This is a genomic window from Yersinia alsatica (assembly GCF_902170305.1).
Lineage (GTDB): Bacteria > Pseudomonadota > Gammaproteobacteria > Enterobacterales > Enterobacteriaceae > Yersinia > Yersinia alsatica.
The window spans coordinates 170058-191802 of the sequence record NZ_CABHWW010000038.1 but is presented as its reverse complement, the minus strand read 5'-3'; the positions used below and the strand labels follow the sequence as shown (position 1 = coordinate 191802).

The window sequence follows — 21745 nt, the reverse complement described above, 5'->3', positions numbered from 1 at the left end:
TCAATGCTGCAACTTCAAGTACGAAGGGGATTGTATGGGGCAACTTGTTGACGGCATCTGGAAAGACACTTGGTACGACACAAAATCTACCGGGGGTCATTTCAAGCGCAGCACCTCACAGTTTCGCAACTGGGTAACTGCTGATGGTCAAGCTGGCCCACAGGGCAAAGCGGGCTTTAAAGCCGAAGCCCATCGTTACCATTTATATGTTTCTCTGGCCTGCCCGTGGGCGCACCGCACTTTGCTTATGCGCACTCTGAAAGGGCTGGAATCACTTATCTCAGTTTCGGTGGTGCATCCACTGATGTTGGAAAATGGCTGGACGTTCGGTCATGATTTCCCAGCAGCCACTGGCGATTCACTCTATCAACTCGATTACCTTTATCAGCTCTATCTCCGTGCCGACCCTCACTATAGCGGGCGCGTGACGGTTCCGGTGTTATGGGATAAACAGCAGCAAACTGTTGTAAGCAATGAGTCAGCCGATATTATTCGCATGTTCAATAGCGCTTTTGATGCTGTGGGGGCCAAAGCTGGCGATTATTATCCTCCCGCATTGCGCCATGAAATTGATGATATCAATGGGTGGGTTTACGATCAGGTCAATAATGGCGTGTATAAAGCCGGTTTTGCGACCACGCAAGCAGCCTACGACGAAGCCGTCACCATCTTGTTTGATGCCTTAGATAATCTGGAACAGATTCTAGCTAAGCAGCGCTATCTGACCGGCGACCAACTAACAGAAGCTGACTTGCGCTTATGGACCACACTGGTACGTTTTGACCCGGTATATGTGACGCATTTCAAGTGTGATAAGCGCCGTATCAGCGACTATCTCAATTTATATGGCTTTTTACGGGATATTTATCAGATGCCGGGCATTGCCGCGACGGTGGATTTTGCTCATATCCGCAACCATTACTACCGCAGTCACGGCACAATTAATCCTTATGGGATTATCTCCATCGGCCCACAGCAAGACCTGCTGGAGCCACATGGTAGAGATATCCGCTTTGCTTAATTAGATGCCGAACTAAGGCGCAGTAGCCGATCACTTATTCATATTGGCAAATAACTTAGGGATTTCGCGCAGACACCACGACTTCGCCTCTCCCATACTGTCGCGACGCCACGCCATGATAATATCGGCTTCGCGACTGTATTCCGGCCCAACAACCCGCAAACGCCCAGCTTCAATGTCTTTTTCGACCATCTCATAAGGCATCGTCGCTACACCTAAACCGGCTAAGAGCGCCCGCCGCTTATCTTCAATAGTGCTGACAGTTAACCGCTGCTGTTTATCCAATAATTGCACCGTTAATACTGGCCGCTCCCGGGCGGTATCGGCAACAGCCACACCGCGGTATTTCACGCGGGTTAGCTCCGAAAGAGGCTCTGGTTCCAAGTGAATGGGATGGTCTGGGCTGGCAACATAAACACTGGTGACTTTGTACAGTTTGCGGCTGTTAATCTCCGATGAGGCGCGAAAATGCATATCTGGCGCAATCACGATATCCGCCCGCCCCTGCTCCAGCCGTTCCCACGCTCCAGCCAAAACTTCAGTAAAAATAGAAACCTGCGTATTGGCTTTCAACGCCAGCTTGTCAACCAGAGGGAATAGCTTCCAGGCCGGGGACAATGCTTCACTGACGATGGTGATATGGGTTTCCCAACCACGGGCCAGAGCCTCGGCATCGGTGGTCAGCTTATCTGCGGCCTCCAGCAGCACTCGCCCGCGATCCAATAACATGCGGCCGACATTGGTAAACTTGGTCCGGTGCCCGGAACGATCGAATAGCACCACGTCCAGCTCTTCTTCAAGCTTTTGCATGGTGTAACTCAATGCCGAGGGTACCCGCCCCAATTCATCGGCAGCCGCAGCAAAACTACCACGGCGGTCGATGGCATCCATCACTCTCAATGCTTCTAACGTTAGCGCCCGATCTTTACCCATCATGTTCTCAATCAGGAAATTTGAATATGGCGACCAGATTAACTGGCTAACAATCTGACGTCCAGACGCTTACCATTTGTTTACACATTATGCTCGTCATACTTCAAGCCGCAGGAGGCCATTGTCATGATCACATGCAGAACAGCAAAACAGTGCGGGCAAGCTGACTTTGGTTGGCTTCAGGCGCGTTATACTTTTTCATTCGGCCACTATTTTGACCCGAAATTATTAGGTTATGCTTCGCTGCGCGTTTTAAATCAGGAAGTACTGGCCCCCGGTGCATCATTCCAGCCACGCACCTACCCACGGGTTGATATCCTGAACCTGATTTTACAAGGTGAAGCGGAGTATCGAGACAGCCTGGGTAACCATGTGCGCGGCAAAACTGGCGATGTGTTGTTATTTTCAACACAATCTGGCGTCAGCTATAGCGAGCATAATCTGAGTACCGACAAGCCGTTAACTCGTATTCAGCTATGGCTCAATGCATGCCCTGAACAGGAGAGTCAACCTGCCCAGCGCATGTCACTGTGCAGCCAGCCATTAAGATTATTGGCGTCCCCTGACGGTGAACAGGGCAGCTTGAAGCTGCGCCAGCAAGTGTGGATACATCATCTGGATTTAGCGGCGGGCGAGCAATATACGATTGATTTGCATGGCCCAAGGGCTTATCTGCAATCGATTCACGGGACTGTCGCAGTGGAAGGCCCACAGGACAGCAACACCCAGAGCCTGACATGCGGCGATGGCGCTTTTGTGCAAGAAGAGCGGCATTTAGTGATTAAAGCAGAAACTCCACTACGAGCATTACTGATTGATTTGCCAGCTTGATAAAACTCAGGGAGTATAAAATATTTTTTATCTCCCTGATTAATATTAATTTTTAACTATTTCAGTGACGCCATATCAATGACAAAGCGGTATTTCACATCGCTTTTCAGCATCCGCTCATAAGCCTTTTCAATATCCTGAATATTAATCATTTCGATATCTGAAGCAATGCCGTGTTTAGCGCAAAAATCTAGCATTTCCTGGGTTTCAGCAATACCGCCGATGCAGGAACCCGCCACCGAACGCCGCGCCAGAATCAATGGCATGGTATTGATCATCGGGCTAAGATCCCCAAGATAACCAACAAACACCAGCGTGCCATCCACATTCAAGGTCGGCATATACGGGTTAATATCATGCACATAAGGCACGGTATCGATAATCAAATCGAACTGCCCTTTTACTGCCGCCATTTGCGCACTTTCGGTGGACAACACAATGTGATGAGCCCCTAAACGGCGGGCATCAGCTTCTTTACTGGGTGAACGGGTAAACAGCGTGACTTCCGCCCCCAGCGCATTGGCCAGTTTCAATGCCATATGGCCCAAGCCACCCAGCCCTACCACCGCGACTTTACTCCCCTTGCCCACTTTCCAGTGGCGCAGCGGTGACCAAGTGGTGATACCCGCACACAGCAGCGGCGCGGCAGCTTTGAGATCCAATCCAGCCGGCATTTTCAGCACAAAATCTTGTGATGCTACAATCGCTTGCGAATAGCCCCCAAAGGTTGGCGTATGGTCATGGCGGTCAACACCATTGTAGGTTTGCACATTGCCTTCTTCGCAATACTGCTCCAAACCCTTTTGACAGGGTTGGCACACGCGGCAAGAATCCACCATGCAGCCAATCCCGGCAAAATCACCCACTTTGAATTTTGTGACATCTTTGCCAACCGCCGTGACTCGACCCACCACTTCATGGCCGGGAACCAGCGGATAAGTGCTGAATCCCCAATCATTTCGCGCCTGATGCAAGTCAGAATGGCAAACACCGCAATAGAGCACCTCCATCACCACATCATCCGGGCGCGGTTCACGGCGGGTAAATTCGAGTGGCGCGAGGGGAGCTTGTGCTGACTTGGCTGCATAACCGAGAACTTTGATTGTCATGTTGTATCTCCGGTATTAGGACATTAAACCCAATAAATCATAACGGCCAGATTGAATATTCAAGAATAGAGAGGGTAACTTACTGCAACTTCAGAGCTCTTGTTTAGTCGGACGGAATAAAACTTCATTGATATCCACATCCTCCGGCTGACTGATGGCAAAAGCCACCACACTGGCAAAAGCATCAGCAGAAATGGCGACTTCGTCATAAAACTGTTTAATACCGGCGGCAACATCGGTTTCAGTAATGCTATTGACCAACTCGCTACTGACGGCTCCGGGAGAAATAATCGTCGTACGAATATTGTAGGGCTTCACTTCCTGACGCAATCCTTCGGAAATCACACGAACCGCAGTTTTGGTCGCCGCATACACGGCACTGCCCGGCCTGACTTTATGGCCCGCCACCGAGGACGTATTGATAATATGCCCACTTTTCTGATCTTTCATATAAGGAAGTGCGGCAGCGATACCATAAAGAACCCCTTTGAGGTTCACGTCAATCATGGCATTCCAGTCGCTAATCTTGCAGCGCTCCAGTAACGAGTGTGGCATCAATCCCGCATTGTTCACCATCACGTCAATTCGGCCATACAATCTGACGGCCGTATCCACCAGCGCCTGAACTTGCTCGGGATGAGTCACATCCGTTTTGACAACCGCGGATTTATTCAGTGATAACTCTTCGGCCAGTTTTTCTAGCCGGTCAAGGCGGCGAGCACCCAGTACCACTTTTGCGCCATCCTTTGTCAAACGGCGTGCCAGAGCCTCGCCAAGGCCACTGCTGGCCCCGGCGATAACTACCACTTTATTTTCAATGCCTTGAGTCATAACTCCTCCAATATTTTACTTCTGATACTGCTCATCGCTGACTTTTTCCAGCCACTCAACCGGGCTGCCGTTGAGCGATTCGGCGATAGCAATGTGAGTCATCGCGGTATCCGGTGTCGCACCGTGCCAGTGCTTAACCCCCTCAGGGATCCAGACGATATCGCCCTGATTCATCTCTTTAATCTCTTTGCCCCACTCCTGAATCCAGCCGCGTCCTTGGGTGATAATCAAGGTCTGCCCCAATGGGTGTGTGTGCCAGGCGGTACGAGCGCCGGGCTCAAATGTCACCGTCGCGCCCCCGACACGAGCAGGAGGTGTCGCCTGGAAAGGCGCATCAATACGCACCTGACCGGTAAAGTAATTTTCTGGGCCTGGTCGGGAAGGTTGGGAACCACTTTGGGTAATGTTCATTTTTTCCTCCACGTCGGCGCAAGCCGTCGGACTCAACATGGACAAGATAACTGTAGACGCTGCGAGTAATTTCATCGTGATTCCTTAGCTAGGATTTGGCCGGAGTATCAGTATTTCGCTGGGCAAAAACGGCTTTAACCATGGGTACCGCAGACATGGCATTAGGCCAGCCCACATAAAAAGCCAGATGAGTCACCACCTCGGCGGCCTGCTCTTGGGTTAAACCATTGTCCATCGCTTTATTCAGGTGGAAAGTCACTTGTGCCACCTGCCCTGCGGCAATCAGCGCACTGACAGTGATTAGGCTACGATCCCGTGGTGCCAGTGCCGGGCGCAACCAGAGATCACGGAACAGTACATCGGTGGTATACGCCACCAGCCCAGGGAACTGTTGACTCCCTACCGACTGCTCCACCGCATTGAGGCGCAACTGCTCGGCCGTTTGATTGAGTGGCAGCAACTCAGGTTGCGCCGTCGGCAAAGAGGCCGCCGTAATACCCCGCTGTTGGAAGATATCCTGAGCCGCGGCCACGGCTGACATGGCATTCCCCCAACCGGAATAAAACGCCAGATGTGTAATGATTTCCGACAACTCACTGGCCTTAACGCCGTTATCCAATGCCAGATTGAATTGCTCGGTCATTAATGCCGTCTGATTACGGGCAATGATGGCCGCGACGGTAATCATGCTGCGATCGCGTGGTGAGAGTGCTGGCCGTTGCCAGAGATCCGCTTGTAACTTTTGGCGCTGATAATTAGCCAAAGCCGGAGAAACTCGGCTCAGCGCCTCTGTGCTAGCGGCTTTGCTAGTCCGAACATCCTCCGGTTCTGCCATTGCCGCGCCAGAAATTGCCATCGATAAAGAAAGTGCCGTAGTGGCTAAACATTTCATGGTTTTCCCCTCCCGATAAGTCTCGGCTTAGTTGCGATGGGAAAAAATTACCGCTAATCAATGGGGAGGACTAGATAGCAAAATGTGCAAGGAGCTATGAGTAAAATTCATTAATCCAGCAACAAGGGATTTTTTGCTGATAGCCAAATAAGCAAACATCAGATACCGCCATCTGGTGACGGTATCTGATAGGGCAAAGAGAGATCAAAGCCCGGTGAGTTTTTCCAGTGCTTCAGGGTAGCGCTCGCCCGTTAATTTCACTTTGGCTGCCGCATTATCCATTTCTTGCAGATCCGCCGCCGTCAACTCAACATTGGCCGCAGCAATATTCTCTTCCAGTCGATCCTGTTTACGAGTGCCCGGGATCGGCACGATCCACGGTTTCTTCGCCAATAACCAAGCCAGCGCTATTTGCGCCGGTGTCGCGCCTTTCTGCTGCGCCACATCCTGAATCAAGGTAATCAACAGCTGATTGGCCTTTAATGCCTCGGGAGTGAATCGTGGCAATGAACGGCGAAAATCATCACTGGCAAACTGAGTGGTTTCATTGAATTGGCCGGTCAGATAGCCTTTTCCCAGAGGGCTGTAAGGCACCAATCCAATCCCCAACTCTTCTAGCGTAGGAATAATTTCCTGCTCAGGTTTGCGCCACCATAGTGAATATTCACTCTGTAACGCAGTTACTGGCTGAATAGCATGAGCACGACGAATAGTCGCAGCCCCGGCTTCGGACAGCCCAAAGTGCTTAACTTTGCCTTCTTTAATTAAGTCCTGTACTGCCCCGGCCACGTCTTCGATAGGCACATTCGGATCAACCCGATGCTGATAAAACAGATCAATGACCTCTGTTTTCAGGCGCTTAAGTGAAGCTTCCGCCACCTTTTTGATATGCTCAGGCCGGCTGTTTAAACCTACCCATTTTGGCCCGCCGTTTGGATCGGCCTGAAAGCCAAATTTGGTGGCAATCACCACTTTATCGCGTAGCGGTGCCAGCGCCTCGCCGAGCAGTTCTTCATTGGTATAAGGCCCGTAAACCTCAGCGGTATCAAAGAATGTCACCCCCAGATCCACCGCTTTATGCAGCAGTGAAATCATCTCCTGCTTATCTGCTGCCGGGCCATAACCAAAGCTCATGCCCATGCACCCTAAACCAATTGCTGACACCGTCAGATTGCTGCGACCGAGTGTACGTTTTTGCATTGCTCTACTCCTGTCTGTCACTACATGACATTCATTAACTGAATATCGATTACAGAGAAAGTAGCAAATACTTCAGCCGAGGATTAGATGGATAAATACGCATGAGTATATGAATTTAATTCATAAATTAAGCTAAACTTGATGTTAATCGCCGCTACACCGCCAGGAATCCTGATGTTAAAAGAGAACTTTAATGATTTAATTTCATTCCTTATGGTTGCCAGAGAACGTAGTTTTACCAAAGCTGCGGCCAAATTGGGGGTTTCTCAATCAGCATTAAGCCACTCTATTCGCGGGTTGGAAGAGCGTCTTGAACTGCGTTTATTAACTCGCACCACCCGCAGTGTTGCACCAACGCAAGCAGGTGAAAGGCTGGCAAATAGCCTTGAGCCACGTTTTGCTGAGATTGAACATGAGCTAGATGCACTGAGCGAAATGCGCGATCGCCCCGCAGGGAACATCCGTATTACCGCCGGCGAACATGCGGTTGATTCCGTGCTCTGGCCGGTACTGAAGTCATTCCTTGCCGAGTACCCCGATATCAATGTAGAAATTACCGTTGATAACGCCTTAACCGACATTGTCGCAGGCCGCTTTGATGCGGGGATCCGCTTGGGAGAACAGGTTGCCAAGGATATGGTCGCAGTGCGAATCGGGCCGGATATGAGTATGGCGACGGTTGGCTCGCCCTCTTATTTGGCTAAATATGGTGTGCCCACCACCCCCGCTGATTTACAAAACCATCGCTGCATCAATATGCGCTTGCCCACTATGGGCGGCCTTTATGCTTGGGAGTTTGAAAAAGAGGGGCGTCAGCTAAAAGTTCGAGTTGATGGCCAGTTAACGTTCAACAGCTTACGCCAACGTATTGATGCCGCGACCATTGGCTTTGGTTTGATATTCGTACCAGAGGATTCAGTAAGTGCTGAAATTGCCAACGGCAGTTTGGTTAGAGTTTTGACTGAATGGTGTGAACCATTTCCAGGTTATTACCTTTATTACCCCAGCCGCAGACAGCATACCACCGCATTCTCGCTGCTTATTGAAGCCTTACGTTTTCAGCGTGAATGAAGCAATTCATAAGATGGCAAGCTACAGGATGGGGTACAGACAAGGTTAAATCCGGCTGAACGAATGATATGTTTTATTCGCCCAGCCGGTTATGACCATCAAATATCTACTGCAGGCAAGTTACCCAGTCATTCTTATTTGAGTCATCAGTAGAAGTGCCATTACCATTAACCAGCCATATGCTGGAGTGGCTGGTCGCACCATATACTGTTGATGAAATGTAGGCACCGCTTGTCTGCCAACCAAAAATAGACTTGATTTGGTTTGATGGGTAGGCATTGTAAAGCGCAACTAAATCAGCACGGACTGGCAAGTTTGCCTGGCTGCCACAAACCCGCCCAATGGCTGAAGCATAATCAAAAGTTCCCCACACTTCATTGCTCATGGTTTGAGTAAAATCGCCCGCAATTTCTACATGAAGGCTTGGGCGCTTAAAGGTTTTCCCGCCAACAGTGATGGTTTCTGCCATATGGCCCCACATATTGGCCTGCGTCGTATCCGGGCTGGTGACCACCGTGTAAATCACATCAGTAGAAGCCGTCGCAGTACCTGATACTGCAGTGATAGTTCGCTGAACACCAGTACCTGAAGGGTCCGTCACTGGAATGGTTACCGTACCATCGGCACCTGTGGTGAATTTCCGCGCCGCCGTGATATTCGTACCGTTAAATTGCAGGGTGCCACTGTTTGCAGTATTACCTTGGCGGTTGATCACATTGCCGATGGTGAATGAGACATCCACCCCAGGGAGAAGCTCCCCACCGGCATCTCTGGCTGTGACCGTCGTTTGGATAGTCTCGCCAATCTTGGTGGTAGATTGGTCTACGGCGATAGCCAATACCGCGGCCACCTGAGCCACAAAGGTAGTGTTGACTGAGCGAGAGGCATTGTTACTCAGTTTCGCCGTCACCGACGAGGTTCCCGCCACGGTGTTGGTCAATGTTGCGGTAGCAATACCGTCCGCGCCCGTGGTGCCAATCACCGTGGTAACCAACGCACCATTAGTCGCCGTGAATGTGACGACTTCATCCGCCAAGCGGTTGTTATAACTGTCAGTCACAATCGCGCGTACAGCATTGGTAGCAACACCATTGGCGGTAGCATTGTTGGTGGTGACTGTCATATTCGCTGAGGAAATAGTCGCATTGCTACTATCAGCGACAAAGTTGGTATTCACTGTTTGATTAGCACTGTTACTCAGCGTAGCCGTTACCGCCGATGTTCCTGCCGCAGTATTGGTCAACATTGCAGTAGCAATACCGTCCGCTCCCGTGGTGCCAATCACCGTAGTGACTAACGCACCATTGGTGGCAGTGAATGTCACCACTTCATCCGCCAGCAGGTTGTTATTGCTGTCAGTCACAGTAGCTTGTACAGCATTCGTGGCTGTACCATTAGCGACAGCATTGTCTGTTGTCACCGACATATTCGCCGCGATAATCACTGCACTGCCGCTATTAGCCACAAAGTTAGTATCGATACTGTGGCTATTGCCATTCACAGTTGACGTTACTGAGCTAATCCCTGCGGTCAGGTTGGTTAAAGTCGCTGTGGCAATCCCTTGCGCATTGGTGGTGGCAGAAGGGGTAATGCTGGCGCCATTGCTGGCAACAAAATTCACCACTTGATTCGCTACGCCTCCCCCATTGGCCGAGGTGACTTTTACTTGTACCCGGTTGTTAGCCAGCCCATCCGCCAAGGCATTGTCATCCAACAGTGTTATCGCCACTGTTGCGGTGTTATTGACCATGCCAGCCACATCAATGGTGGTCACTGCCCGGTTGGAGATATTGCCCTGAGTATCACGAGCGACGGCGCTGATGACATGGCTATTATTTCCGCCGACTTGGTAAGGAGGGAAAGTCACCGCAACCGTGGTTAATGATGTTTGTGTCACCACGCCCCCAGCAGCAGTCAATGCGGCAGTATCCCAGTCAATTCGGCTGATACCATACTTTGCGGTGACTTGTGCGGTCAGTGGCGTGACATGGCCTTCGGGGCCAGCCAATTGCGGTGGCAGACTCAAGTTCAGCAACTGCTGTTTTTGGTAATCCAACACAATATTATTATTACGTTCAACTAAATCATATCGGCTCCCCGCCAGCATGCGAGATGCGGCGACTGCATTAGGATCAATATGAGACTGCCAAGACTCTCCCAGACGATAATTCAGTTGGAAGTTAATACTGGAATCATTATTACTCCCTTTACCTGCCCGATGTTCAGCGCCGACAGTCAACAATGGAATAGGGGTGTAATTCAAACCGGCAGTGATTGCATGTGGATTCTTTTGCCGATTGTCTTTACCAAACAGAGCAACATCATCCCCTTTATATTGCTCAAACATCAGTTTGCTACCCAATTGCGGATATGCTGGCAAATAAGCTTCAGCCCGGATGTCATATCCATTAGCAGGGCGCTCGTTATAATCGGCAAAGTCTCGAGATTGATGCCAATCAGTAATACCAAAATAGCTGTTTGCCGATAACTTCAGGAAGTCGGTTGCTATTTCAGCCCCAACACCAATACGCCGATTATGGCCGGTCAGATCATTATCAAAGAAGGTGTTTCCGCCAAACATCCAATTACCTTGAATGGTACGAACACCTACCCCCACATTAGCGGTATGCCGTTTATCCTGATGGCGGGCTCCTAATTGAGTAAATAATAAATTCTTATTGTCATCATAAAGAGGAACCAGCAAATCAAGTGCACTACCATTGAGGCTGCTATTGGAATCCAGATTTAATTGTACGCGGGCAGTACCAAACTGATTGAGCCATTGCTGAGCTGAAGTATTCGCCTCTCCAATAACCTTTGAACGTACCAGACCTGTGGCACTATTACCGGCATTGCCGCTACTCAGCAATGAACCAGCCATTTTGGCTTGCTCAGCCAACATTTTCCCATTGTCCTCAGAAGGTGGGAATGATTGCGGTGGTGTTGCTGTTTTCTGAGCAGCAACAACCGGGTTAACTGCCATACTCAGTGGAAATAAACACTGAAATATAACTGTTAACCATGTAATGGTTGTCATACGACGGGAAGGCATAATATTGCTCAAAATTGTAATCCTAGGTGAAGTTAAATGTTGTGATAAATAATCAAAAGTTATTTTTTTATTTAAAATCGACTGCTCTGATATAGAAATACAGAATTTGATTAAATTAACCACTTCTTAACAAAAAAGACTAATTATTATTATTTGTAGAACTTAATAGTTTTGTTTGGTTAGTTATATTTATTAATCTGTTATTTGCTTGTAACAAAACAGATAGAGTTAAGTATTCACTGACAAATATAGACACTTCGTTGACATAAGATTAAATTAGCTATACGTGAATTTAAATTAAATAGAGATTTTTCCTTATTGCTAGCACTATACATTTCGATAATTTAAAAAAATATAAAAATGTTTTTAATGATAAATGACTATTCCGTTCGATTAATGGTGATGAGAAAATACAAAATTATGTTTTAAAATGATTTTCTTTCAAAAAATTGAAGATAATTAATATTAGATATGCTTTATTTTAAATAATATGGAATGAAATTTAAGATTATTCATACGAGGACAAATTAAAATTCATACATGAGCGTATGAAATATCTTTAAAATGGGGCGATAATTCTAATTAATGAGATAACAATAATTCTCTCGTGCTTATTCTACAAAGCAAAAACCCCGCCGAAGCGGGGTTTTTATGGAATGAGTGGAGTTGACCGGTAAGGCAACTAGTCAAATGAAAGACCGTTTCCTGCTGCATTTACACGTAGTTAAAGGTTAGTGTGTATCTCGGTTTGTATCCCATCATAGCAGGCTAATTGTCTTAGCGCAGCCCGACGATGTATCTCACTTGCTGGGGGAGGCCTATTGTCTGCCCTATTTCACTTCCTACACATAAAACACAATTTCAGTTTTTATTTGCCTGATCCATCATTATCCCTTACCTTTTGGGCAGATTGCCAAATTGATATTGGCAAATGGATAAATAAGGGATGTTTATGGCTCGTTCGCTAGCTTGTTTGGGTGACAAAACGACTCACGGAGAGATTCGGTCGGCGTCATCGACGTGGTTCGAAGGTCTGAAAGCCGTTGCACAGTCCGGCGATCTTGCGTGGTGTGAGGTGTGTAAGGGTACATTTCAAATTATTGGCACCGTGTCAGACTGGGCGGAAGACCGACCGTTTGTAGCAACGGGTGATCGTGTGATGTGCAACTGCCCAAATCATGTTGTTATCGGCATGGCGAGGCAGGTGGTTGATCCAATAATAGAGCGACAACCACAAACGGTCGCAGTAGCACGTTCTACCGTTGCTGAGCCACAACAGTTCGCTCAAGTAGCAAAAAAGCAGGTAACGCCGACCCAACCTGTAGTAACAGAAACTAAAAGAGAAGCGGTAGATGCTGGCTTCTGTGTAGTGCATCTCCCTTCATCGGTTGGCGATTATGGGAATTGGCTGTTTAGACAACCACCTACTGGCAGCAAAGAATTGTACAGTCAGCTAAACGGTATCCACCCCCTAAAAACTGGCTCTATCGTTATAGTTGTTGATCCAGATAAGCAAGATGCCAACCAAATTGAATCGTTAAAGAAAGCTAAAATACGGGTTGATGACGCTTTATCCAGTCTCACTGACGATGAAGCCAATTTCATGCACAAGCATTATGCAACAATCGCTAACTTTTCGAGCATTGCTGATAAAGGCATTGGGTTAGCCGCAGACTCTGCCGGTAAATATTTTCAACAAATCGAAGAAATTTTAAACAAAATTCATTCCACCTATAAAAACCAGTACTTAACGAGAGGAACATTAATTGGCGAACAATTCTTTGTTGAGCGTCGCCAATTATTTAATGAGCTAGATAAAATCATTAAAAATGGATTTCTTGGGAAAAGTTTGAAATTAGGTGAATATACCAAAATTAAAAATGCTCTTGGCCTATCAACATCATCGATAATGCATGAATGGGGTAAGAGTGGTGTTGGTGATATTGAAGGCTACACAACCCATATTGAACGTTCTGCAAAACTCATTAAGGCGATGCGCTACACAGGATATGCTGCTATTGGATTCAGCGCTCTACACTCAATAAATGAAGTTAATGAAGCCTGCTCTGTAGGGCGAGAAAACGAATGTACCAGAAAAAAATATACCGAAGCGGGTAATTTCACTTTAGGTACTGCGGGAGGAATAGGTGGTGGCGCTGCAGGGATGTGGGCCTGTAGTCTAGCTATAGGGCCACAAACACTGGGCGCAGGGGTTCTACTATGTGGCCTAATTGTGGGGGGAGCTATGGGTTATGCTGGAGGTGAGGCAGGTGGAGCATTAGGCGAAGCGGTTGGCGATGAAGTATATAAGGTATTTGAGCAATGAGTGAAGAATTAATTAAACAGCTGATTTTGCTATTTGCTGTGTTATCGGCAATTTTAATATACTTTTCATTCTTCTATTCATTTCTTAAAAAGAATAGCCATATAAAGTTATGCAAGCTGTTCTCGGATAGGTTCGGTTCTTTACCAGAAACTATTTTGCCCTATAGAAATGGGGGTTTTATGTTTACTTTTCAAAAAGACACATACTTCCATGTAATTCTGACATTTAAAAAACATTCTTGGCCTGTAAGAAATATCCCCGATGAACATTACGACTTTATAAGGAACCTCCCCTCCCAATTTACGCGATGGATAAAAATAAAATTCTATCTTTTATTTATTGGGTTAGTCGGGTTATTCCTAAGTGCGTTGCTATTATTATACGTTAGATAATGATTGCTATCATTTGGAAAGACTATTCGGTAATGATTAGCAGCCTCTTGGCCCTACAAAGCAAAAACCCCGCCGAAGCGGGGTTTTGTAGAATGAATAGGGCTGGAAAGGCGCGAAAACAGCTTGGGTGGAAACCACTCAATCCGATGTCGGGCAAGTAATGGTTAATTACGGTGTGAATGGAAAGGATGTTGTCACCACCTCGATGATTATCGCTCGATTGGGTGACTTCGGAATTAGAGCCACGGTCTACATTAACCATAAAGGCACTGAATTAATCAAACTGACGGGCTATGCGGGTATCAGAAAAGTATTAACCGCACCGGTGTTTGCATTAAAAAATCCGAAGGTAGTTGATTTGGGTATCGGCAAATATGGGCTGAAAAACTCTATTATCAGTGGTGCACGATTAACGTTCTATGTGGCGGCAGCTTACCGAACGCTTGATTTTATATTGAATGATGCCACGTCACTGGCTGAGTTTATCGGTTCTTTGGCAACGGATGTGGTGAAAATAGGTATTGCGTCGGCTGTTAGTTGGGGGATTGGGACAATCGCTCTAGGCGTTGTTTCTACCGTTGCAGTTCCTTTGGTTGTAGTCGTTGTCGCTGGGTTGGTTTCTGCAATTGGTTTAAACTATTTAGATGATAAATTTGGTTTTACAGATCAAGTTGTTAAGTGCATTGAAGGTGCACAGCAAGAATTTGTAGAAAAAGCTCGCGAGGTGGAACAGGGGATTTGGGATTTGGGATTTGGGGGTAATGTATGCAGATAAGATGCTTGATAAAGGTAAAGACGTTATTGAGTATGAAGTCAGAAACTATATCAAAGAAGTATTGAGTAACTTTAATACTAGGTGGTTTTAATGTACGAACTCACATTAAAAAGAAGAGTATCTATGTTTTTGGGTGTGCTATTTTTAGTTATACCTTTAAGCGTAGGAGGTGTATATCTGACTTTAGATACCATAAATGAGTATTTATCATTTCCTGACATTATCGTTTTCTCATCTTTTATCATATATGGAATTACGTGTTTTCTTATACTTACCCCTCTTACCTTTCTTTCTATTCCCCCTATTTTTTTAGGTCGTCAAGCACCCGATTCCATCCAAAAGCCTGTATCTAGATTTATTGTCTTCTGCTTTCTTACGTCTATTATTTTTCAGATAGGGTTCAGATTTTATTTTATAAATGAATTTGAAAAAAGAGGATATGTAGCTTGTCAGGGCATACCATCAGGCTGGATGCCCGGTATGGCAACCAAGTATGCTCTCAACGAAGAGTTATGCTTGAAAAAATGCTATTTCGGGTAATTTCTTCATCACTCAACAACAGCCACTCATAGTGGCTTTTCATTTTCAATAGCTATTCAGTGCCGCTTAGCCGTTTCCATAGAGTACAAAACCTAGCGCCGATCTTTCTCAAATATCACTAACCATCTGTCTTAGATACTGAAGTTGGTAGTTTCACCCTAGGAACTACGGGAGAAATTTGTGGCGGCACCGCAGCAGGAGTTTACAAGTTCACAATGAAAGACTTTCGCTAGAAGTGTTCTAAGAGGAAGCTGGGGCCTAAGCCCCCAACTTTGAATCTAACTGCGTTAGCCTCAAATTTAGTCCTACGGGCTTCGTCATAGATTTCAGTTTGAACTTCGAGTAGATATTCATCGATATCACTTTGTGTTAACTGTCTCATTTTTCTCACAATCGTCTGTAACTGGCTATTTTCTATCCTACCAAGTTTCAGCAATGAAATGAAAAACATCAGTCTGGATGTGAGAAATCTCGCCCTTTTTATCTCAGTGCATGCCAAAGATGACTTAAAAAAGCGGTTATTCGATAAACGAAAGTAGAGGTAGAAAATACCATTGCGGCGGAGCGTATAAGGAAGAGAACAAAAGTTGATGTATCCCATCATGTATCCCACTTAACGTGAAATACAGACGGGACACACCAACTCGTTGTTTTTAAAGAGGAGTGGAGTTGACCGGTAAGCCGGGTTCTGTCGTGGACAGTCATTCCTCTAGGCCAGCAATCGCTCACTGGCTCAAGCAGCCTACCCGGGTTCAGTACGGGCCGTACCATGTGAACCCCTATTTGGCCTTGCTCCGGGTGGAGTTTACCATGCCACGGACTGTTGCCAGCCGCGCGGTGCGCTCTTACCGCACCCTTTCACCCTTACCTGATCCCACTTACGCGGGCCATCGGCGGTTTGCTCTCTGTTGCACTTGTCGTAGGCTTGCGCCTCCCAGGCGTTACCTGGCACCCTGCCCTATGGAGCCCGGACTTTCCTCCCCTTCACCTGTCTCCCCCGAAAGGGACGGCAGCGAAGCGGCGACTGTCTAGTCAACTCCGCGGCGGATTATAGTCACATTACAGTTAAATGTCATCTTTCACCGACAACAAATATTTAGCCCGAAAAATTATTGATTTTCACTTCAATGCAGTTTGATGAATGTAAAGTTTATTGTAAATAAATTTACAATAATTTTCTTTTAAGTCATATGCATAGATAAGATTCATTGACTAGCATTAAACATAGTTACTGCCAATAGAGCAAAAATAATGGCGTGCTTTATTCTTGCTCGGGAGTTCCACCATGAAACGTTCCATTGGTTTTATTATCCCTCTCCTTTCTGTTGCATTATTAAGTGGTTGTGTCGTTGAACCGGCACGATATGCGGAACCAAGAATGGTGGTCGAACCGGGTGTGGTCATCGAGCCCGATGTCATCATCCCACCGGGAGTCGTCTATGTGGCGCCGCATTACCCAAGACCCGGACCGGGTTATGAGTGGCGCTATCGTGAAGGGCATAATTGGGGTTGGTACCACCCACAATATGGCTGGCACCATCGTGGCTGATAAACTCACCTGAGGCTGGCTATCCGGCCTCAGGTGTTAGCCGCTTACTCTTCTTCTTCGTCGTCGCTCTGCTCTTGGAGGTCTTGTTCCAAAGCATACTTATAGAGTGCGTTCTTTTTCACACCATGAATTTCTGCAGCCAGAGCCGCTGCTTTTTTCAGCGGCAACTCTTTTTGCAACAATGCTAAAGTACGCAGTGCGGCGGCTGGCAAGGCATCATCGGCCTGTACTTTGTGCCCTTCGACAATTAATACCATTTCACCGCGGCGGCGGGTTTCTTCTTCTTGAACCCAAGCCAGTAACTCACCCACCGGTGCGCCGTGAATAGACTCCCAGGTTTTGGTTAGCTCTCTGGCCAGTACCACATAGCGTTGTGGGCCAAGTACGGTTACCATGTCCTGTAAACTTTCCAATAAGCGATGTGTGGATTCGTAGAAGATCAGTGTTCGAGGTTCCTCAATCAGCGCTTGCAGAGTATCCTTACGTCCTTTGGTTTTCGCTGGCAGGAAGCCTTCGTAGCAAAAACGATCTGAGGCAATACCGGCGGCAGACAGTGCAGTAATCGCCGCACAAGCACCCGGTAATGGCACTACTCTGATGCCAGCTTCACGGCAACGGCGCACTAAATGGTAGCCCGGATCGTTGATTAGTGGCGTTCCTGCATCTGAAACCAGTGCAATACTCTGGCCCTCTTGCAGTTTTGTCAGCAAATGTTCGGCTTTTTGTTGTTCGTTATGGTCATGAAGTGCAAATAGGCGGGCGTTGATCGCGAAATGTTGTAACAGCAACCCTGTATGACGTGTATCTTCTGCCGCAATCAAATCAACGCCTTTCAGTACCTCTAACGCCCGGTGGGTAATATCCCCTAAATTGCCGATTGGGGTAGGTACCACATAAAGCGTAGATGCAGAAATCACTGCTCGATCTGGTTGATTCATTGTTTCATCCGAATTACCGATTTAATATTGAGCATCTTGAAAAAAACATCACTGGATACAGTATGCTTTCCTCAACATTCGTTCGTTCCAAAGCAGGGCTTGTCCCTGTTGTTCTGGCTGCGTTGATACTGGCAGCTTGTTCAAGCAGAGCACCACAGACGTCGCCACCTGTAAATATACAGGATGAGGCAAGCGCTAACTCTGACTATTATCTGCAACAGTTGCAACAGAGCGGTGATGATAACAAGGCTGACTGGCAATTACTTGCCATTCGTGCCCTGTTACGTGAAGGGAAAATCCCTCAGGCAGCAGAACAGCTCGGTACGCTACCCGCTAATCTGAGCGATACCCAGCGCCAGGAACAGCAATTGTTGACTGCTGAGTTATTGGTGGCACAGAAAAATAATCCTGCCGCAGCCGATATTCTTAGCAAGCTGGATGCGACTCAGCTCTCAGCCAACCAACAGGTTCGTTTCTATCAGGCACAGATTGCCGCCAATCAGGGTAAAGCAACGTTACCGCTGATTCGGGCATTTATTGCTCAAGAACCCTTGCTGAAAGATAAAGCACATCAAGATAATATTGATGGCACTTGGCAAGCTCTCGCCCAGCTCACCCCACAAGAATTGAACAACATAGTGATTAATGCAGACGAAAATGTCCTGCAAGGCTGGCTGGATTTGCTACATGTGTATCAGGATAACAAGCAAGATCCCGACCTGCTGAAAGCGGGCATTAAAGATTGGCAAAACCGTTATCCGCAAAATCCGGCAGCCAAAAACCTGCCAACAGCATTAACCCAGATCAGTAACTTCAGCCAAGCCTCTACCGCGAAGATTGCCCTGCTGCTGCCATTGAGTGGCCCAGCACAAGTCTTTGCCGATGCTATCCAGCAAGGCTTTATTGCGGCGCAGAATGGTCTTCCGGTGACACCGGCTGCACCTGTAACGCCAGATGCAACAGCAACCACGGCTGCCGATGGCACAACAGCCCCTGTGACAGATGTTGCTCCAGTGGCAACACCTGCCCCTGTCGCGGCACCGGTGGCAACCAGCAATGCTCAGGTGAAAGTCTACGACACTACCACCCAACCGGTGGCAGCATTGTTGGCTCAAGCCCAGCAGGATGGCGCTACTTTGGTTGTTGGTCCACTGTTGAAGCCCGAAGTCGAGCAACTGAGTGCCACGCCAAGCACACTGAATATTCTGGCGCTGAATCAGCCAGAGGTCAGTACCAACAGCCCAAATATCTGTTACTTCGCTCTGTCCCCAGAAGATGAAGCCCGCGATGCTGCGCATCATTTGTGGAGTCAGGAAAAGAGAATGCCGCTGTTGCTGACACCGCGCGGTGCTTTTGGTGACCGCATCGCCAAGGCTTTTGCTGAAGAGTGGCAAAAGCAAGGCGGGCAGACGGTATTGCAGCAAAACTTCGGTTCGACGGCTGAGTTGAAACAAGCCATCAACAGTGGTGCAGGTATCCGCTTAACCGGTCAGCCAGTGGCGGTTTCGAATACTCCGGCTGCGGCCCCAGCATCCGTGACCATTGCGGGCCTGACTATTCCAGCTCCTCCGGTTGATGCGCCCGTCGTTTCAACCTCTGCCGGTGGTAACATTGATGCGGTGTATATCATTGCAACACCCGCTGAGCTGACACTGATTAAGCCGATGATTGATATGGCCACCAGCACCCGCACCAAACCGGCGCTGTTCGCCAGCTCGCGTAGCTATCAAGCCGGTGCAGGCCCGGATTACCGTCTGGAGATGGAAGGCGTTCAATTTAGTGATATTCCATTGATGGCAGGGTCAAATCCAGCTCTGATGCAGCAAGCAGCCGCTAAATATGCCAACGATTATTCACTGGTGCGTTTGTACGCCATGGGCATTGATGCTTGGACATTATCGAATCATTTTGCTGAAATGCGCCAAATTCCTGGTTTCCAGGTAAGCGGCACCACTGGCGATTTAACTGCATCGGCTGATTGTGTTATCACCCGTAAATTACCTTGGCTGCAATATCGTCAGGGTATGGTGGTACCAGCAGCGTAAAGTGATTAGGGTGAGTGAATCCCCTGCAACTTCAAGCACGAAGGACATTTCCAAAGTCATTGGTGTTGCAGGTAGGCAGCAAATGAACATATCCCGATGAGCTTACTCAGGTAAGTGATTCGGGTGAGTGAATGTAGCTAACACCCCTGCAACTTCAAGGACGAAGGAAATATGAGCCAACGGAACACTGGCGCACACTATGAAAATCAAGCCCGCAATTATCTTGAGCGGGCGGGTTTAATATTTCAGGCGGCCAATGTCACCTATCAAAGTGGTGAAATTGACCTTATCATGCGCGATGGTGCTACTTGGGTGTTTGTTGAGGTTCGCTTTCGGCGCAATGCCCTATTTGGCGGTGCTGCCGCCAGTGTCACTTATAGCAAGCAGCAACGGTTACTCCGAGCTGCCGCTCTTTGGCTGGCCCAGCGAGATGCCTGTTTTGCCACAACACCGTGCCGTTTTGATGTTTTTGCCATCACTGGCAGCCAGTTAGAATGGTTGCCGAACGCCTTCAATGCGGATTGATGATTTTTCTCCGGTTTAATACCGGGTTATTACTGAGTGGGTTAAATCAACGTGCTGGATAGAATCAAAGGTTGCTTTACAGAAAGTATTCAAACCCAGATTGCCGCGGCTGAGGCTCTGCCCGACGCCATATCCCGTGCAGCAATGACATTGGTTCAGTCACTGCTCAACGGCAATAAAATTCTCTGCTGCGGTAATGGGACTTCTGCGGCTAACGCGCAACACTTTGCTGCCAGCATGATAAACCGTTTCGAAACAGAACGGCCTAGTCTGCCCGCTATTGCTTTGAATGCTGATAATGTCGTACTCACCGCCATTGCCAATGACCGCTTGCATGATGAAGTTTATGCCAAACAGGTACGTGCACTCGGTCATGCGGGCGATGTTTTGCTCGCTATTTCCACTCGTGGCAATAGCCGTGATATTGTTAAAGCGGTCGAAGCAGCAGTCACCCGCGATATGACCATTGTCGCCCTGACTGGCTACGATGGCGGTGAACTGGCTGGCTTGTTAGGTCAACAGGATGTCGAAATCCGCATACCTTCGCACCGTAGTGCCCGGGTTCAAGAATTACACATGCTCACAGTGAATTGCTTGTGTGACTTAATTGATAACACTCTATTTCCTCATCAGGACGATTAAAGGAGCACGAATGAAGGTTGGTTATATTTTTGCCATGCTATTCAGCGCCCTGCTATTACAAGGCTGTGTTGGTGCCGTCGTTGTCGGCAGCGCCGCAGTCGCCACTAAATCCGCTACAGATCCACGCTCTGTTGGCACTCAGGTAGACGATGGCACACTCGAGGCCAGAGTCGTCAATGCACTGAGCAAAGATCAGCAGATAAAAAGCCAAACACGTTTTGTGGTCACCGCATATCAAGGGAAAGTTTTGCTGACTGGGCAATCGCCAACTGCTGAACTGTCTAACCGCGCCAAGCAAATCGCTGCAGGGGTTGATGGTGCCACGGAAGTGTATAACGAGATGCGTCTGGGTAAACCCGTCGACCTAGCAACCGCGTCAATGGATACCTGGATCACCACCAAAGTCCGGTCACAGCTACTGACCGCAGACTCGGTTAAATCCTCCAATGTGAAAGTCACCACCGAGAATGGCGAAGTCTTCCTCTTGGGGCTGGTCACTCAGCAAGAAGGGCAATCCGCTGCGCAGATAGCCAGCCAAGTGAGTGGTGTGAAACACGTGACGACCGCGTTTACTATCGTGAAATAATTTGGCCGTAAAATCAGCCAGTTTAGGTAGATAGCACCAGATTTATTCAGGGCTTAGAGCAATCTAAGCCCTTTTT

General features: G+C 47.8%; 19 protein-coding genes and 1 other RNA gene. 11 read left to right on the top strand and 9 right to left on the bottom strand.

All coding sequences use genetic code 11. The annotated features are described in order from the left end of the window. The first annotated feature begins 34 nt into the window (after positions 1–34). Entirely contained in the window at positions 35–1021 is a 987-nt protein-coding gene (locus FTA96_RS22245) for a glutathione S-transferase family protein (RefSeq protein ID WP_134957286.1), read from the top strand. Between the two features lie 30 nt (positions 1022–1051). On the opposite strand, the gene FTA96_RS22240 is transcribed toward FTA96_RS22245, so the two are convergent. After that, complete coding sequence (locus tag FTA96_RS22240; protein WP_004709860.1) at positions 1052–1954, bottom strand: LysR family transcriptional regulator; 903 nt, start codon at positions 1952–1954, stop codon at positions 1052–1054. A 126-nt stretch (positions 1955–2080) separates the two neighbouring features. On the opposite strand from FTA96_RS22240, the gene FTA96_RS22235 reads away from it, so the two are divergent. Next, the gene (locus FTA96_RS22235) at positions 2081–2785 is read left to right on the top strand and encodes a pirin family protein (protein WP_050134159.1); all 705 of its coding nucleotides are present in this window, start codon (positions 2081–2083) and stop codon (positions 2783–2785) included. Between the two features lie 56 nt (positions 2786–2841). Here FTA96_RS22235 and FTA96_RS22230 read toward each other — a convergent pair whose 3' ends face one another. From FTA96_RS22230 to FTA96_RS22210, 5 genes are all read right to left on the bottom strand, one after another. After that, positions 2842–3894, bottom strand: coding sequence for an NAD(P)-dependent alcohol dehydrogenase (locus FTA96_RS22230; RefSeq protein ID WP_050123256.1), 1053 nt, complete (start codon positions 3892–3894; stop codon positions 2842–2844). Between the two features lie 90 nt (positions 3895–3984). Next, positions 3985–4725 carry an SDR family oxidoreductase gene (locus tag FTA96_RS22225; protein WP_050110364.1) on the bottom strand — a complete coding sequence of 247 codons (741 nt, stop codon included), beginning with the start codon at positions 4723–4725 and terminating at the stop codon, positions 3985–3987. A gap of 15 nt (positions 4726–4740) precedes the next feature. Continuing rightward, positions 4741–5211 (bottom strand): (R)-mandelonitrile lyase, encoded by a 471-nt coding sequence (locus tag FTA96_RS22220; protein WP_186372915.1) that lies wholly within the window; start codon positions 5209–5211, stop codon positions 4741–4743. 13 nt (positions 5212–5224) lie between these two features. Beyond that, complete coding sequence (locus FTA96_RS22215; protein ID WP_050134156.1) at positions 5225–6028, bottom strand: carboxymuconolactone decarboxylase family protein; 804 nt, start codon at positions 6026–6028, stop codon at positions 5225–5227. A 204-nt stretch (positions 6029–6232) separates the two neighbouring features. Next, positions 6233–7228 (bottom strand): aldo/keto reductase, encoded by a 996-nt coding sequence (locus FTA96_RS22210; protein ID WP_145574898.1) that lies wholly within the window; start codon positions 7226–7228, stop codon positions 6233–6235. Between the two features lie 174 nt (positions 7229–7402). Between FTA96_RS22210 and FTA96_RS22205 the strand changes: the two genes are divergently transcribed. Then, positions 7403–8299 (top strand): LysR family transcriptional regulator, encoded by an 897-nt coding sequence (locus FTA96_RS22205; RefSeq protein ID WP_050110367.1) that lies wholly within the window; start codon positions 7403–7405, stop codon positions 8297–8299. Between the two features lie 106 nt (positions 8300–8405). On the opposite strand, the gene FTA96_RS22200 is transcribed toward FTA96_RS22205, so the two are convergent. Further along, positions 8406–11282, bottom strand: coding sequence for an inverse autotransporter beta domain-containing protein (locus FTA96_RS22200; RefSeq protein ID WP_186372914.1), 2877 nt, complete (start codon positions 11280–11282; stop codon positions 8406–8408). 1021 nt (positions 11283–12303) lie between these two features. Here FTA96_RS22200 and FTA96_RS22195 point away from each other — a divergent pair. The 3 genes from FTA96_RS22195 (at position 12304) to FTA96_RS22185 (ending at position 15384) form a co-directional block, all read left to right on the top strand. After that, complete coding sequence (locus tag FTA96_RS22195; protein ID WP_050145790.1) at positions 12304–13677, top strand: PAAR domain-containing protein; 1374 nt, start codon at positions 12304–12306, stop codon at positions 13675–13677. 519 nt (positions 13678–14196) lie between these two features. Beyond that, a complete protein-coding gene (locus FTA96_RS23630; protein ID WP_235897564.1) occupies positions 14197–14844 on the top strand; it encodes a hypothetical protein in 648 nt (215 codons plus the stop codon). Positions 14845–14934: 90 nt separating this feature from the next. Continuing rightward, positions 14935–15384 (top strand): hypothetical protein, encoded by a 450-nt coding sequence (locus FTA96_RS22185; protein WP_050123246.1) that lies wholly within the window; start codon positions 14935–14937, stop codon positions 15382–15384. Between the two features lie 661 nt (positions 15385–16045). On the opposite strand, the gene rnpB is transcribed toward FTA96_RS22185, so the two are convergent. Further along, positions 16046–16424, bottom strand: an RNA gene (gene rnpB / locus FTA96_RS22175) — RNase P RNA component class A. A 245-nt stretch (positions 16425–16669) separates the two neighbouring features. Here rnpB and FTA96_RS22170 point away from each other — a divergent pair. Beyond that, the gene (locus FTA96_RS22170) at positions 16670–16933 is read left to right on the top strand and encodes a hypothetical protein (protein WP_072077427.1); all 264 of its coding nucleotides are present in this window, start codon (positions 16670–16672) and stop codon (positions 16931–16933) included. A 44-nt stretch (positions 16934–16977) separates the two neighbouring features. Here the strand turns inward: FTA96_RS22170 and rsmI are convergent, their stop codons facing one another. After that, positions 16978–17871, bottom strand: a complete 894-nt coding sequence (gene rsmI / locus FTA96_RS22165) for a 16S rRNA (cytidine(1402)-2'-O)-methyltransferase (RefSeq protein WP_050134151.1) — start codon at positions 17869–17871, stop codon at positions 16978–16980. A gap of 62 nt (positions 17872–17933) precedes the next feature. Between rsmI and FTA96_RS22160 the strand changes: the two genes are divergently transcribed. From FTA96_RS22160 to dolP, 4 genes are all read left to right on the top strand, one after another. Beyond that, positions 17934–19916, top strand: a complete 1983-nt coding sequence (locus tag FTA96_RS22160) for a penicillin-binding protein activator (RefSeq protein ID WP_050134149.1) — start codon at positions 17934–17936, stop codon at positions 19914–19916. A gap of 171 nt (positions 19917–20087) precedes the next feature. Continuing rightward, positions 20088–20441 (top strand): YraN family protein, encoded by a 354-nt coding sequence (locus FTA96_RS22155; RefSeq protein ID WP_050318957.1) that lies wholly within the window; start codon positions 20088–20090, stop codon positions 20439–20441. Positions 20442–20492: 51 nt separating this feature from the next. Then, the gene (gene diaA, locus FTA96_RS22150; protein WP_004710884.1) at positions 20493–21083 is read left to right on the top strand and encodes a DnaA initiator-associating protein DiaA; all 591 of its coding nucleotides are present in this window, start codon (positions 20493–20495) and stop codon (positions 21081–21083) included. A gap of 10 nt (positions 21084–21093) precedes the next feature. Continuing rightward, a complete protein-coding gene (gene dolP, locus FTA96_RS22145; protein WP_050110982.1) occupies positions 21094–21669 on the top strand; it encodes a division/outer membrane stress-associated lipid-binding lipoprotein in 576 nt (191 codons plus the stop codon). Positions 21670–21745 lie beyond the last annotated feature (76 nt).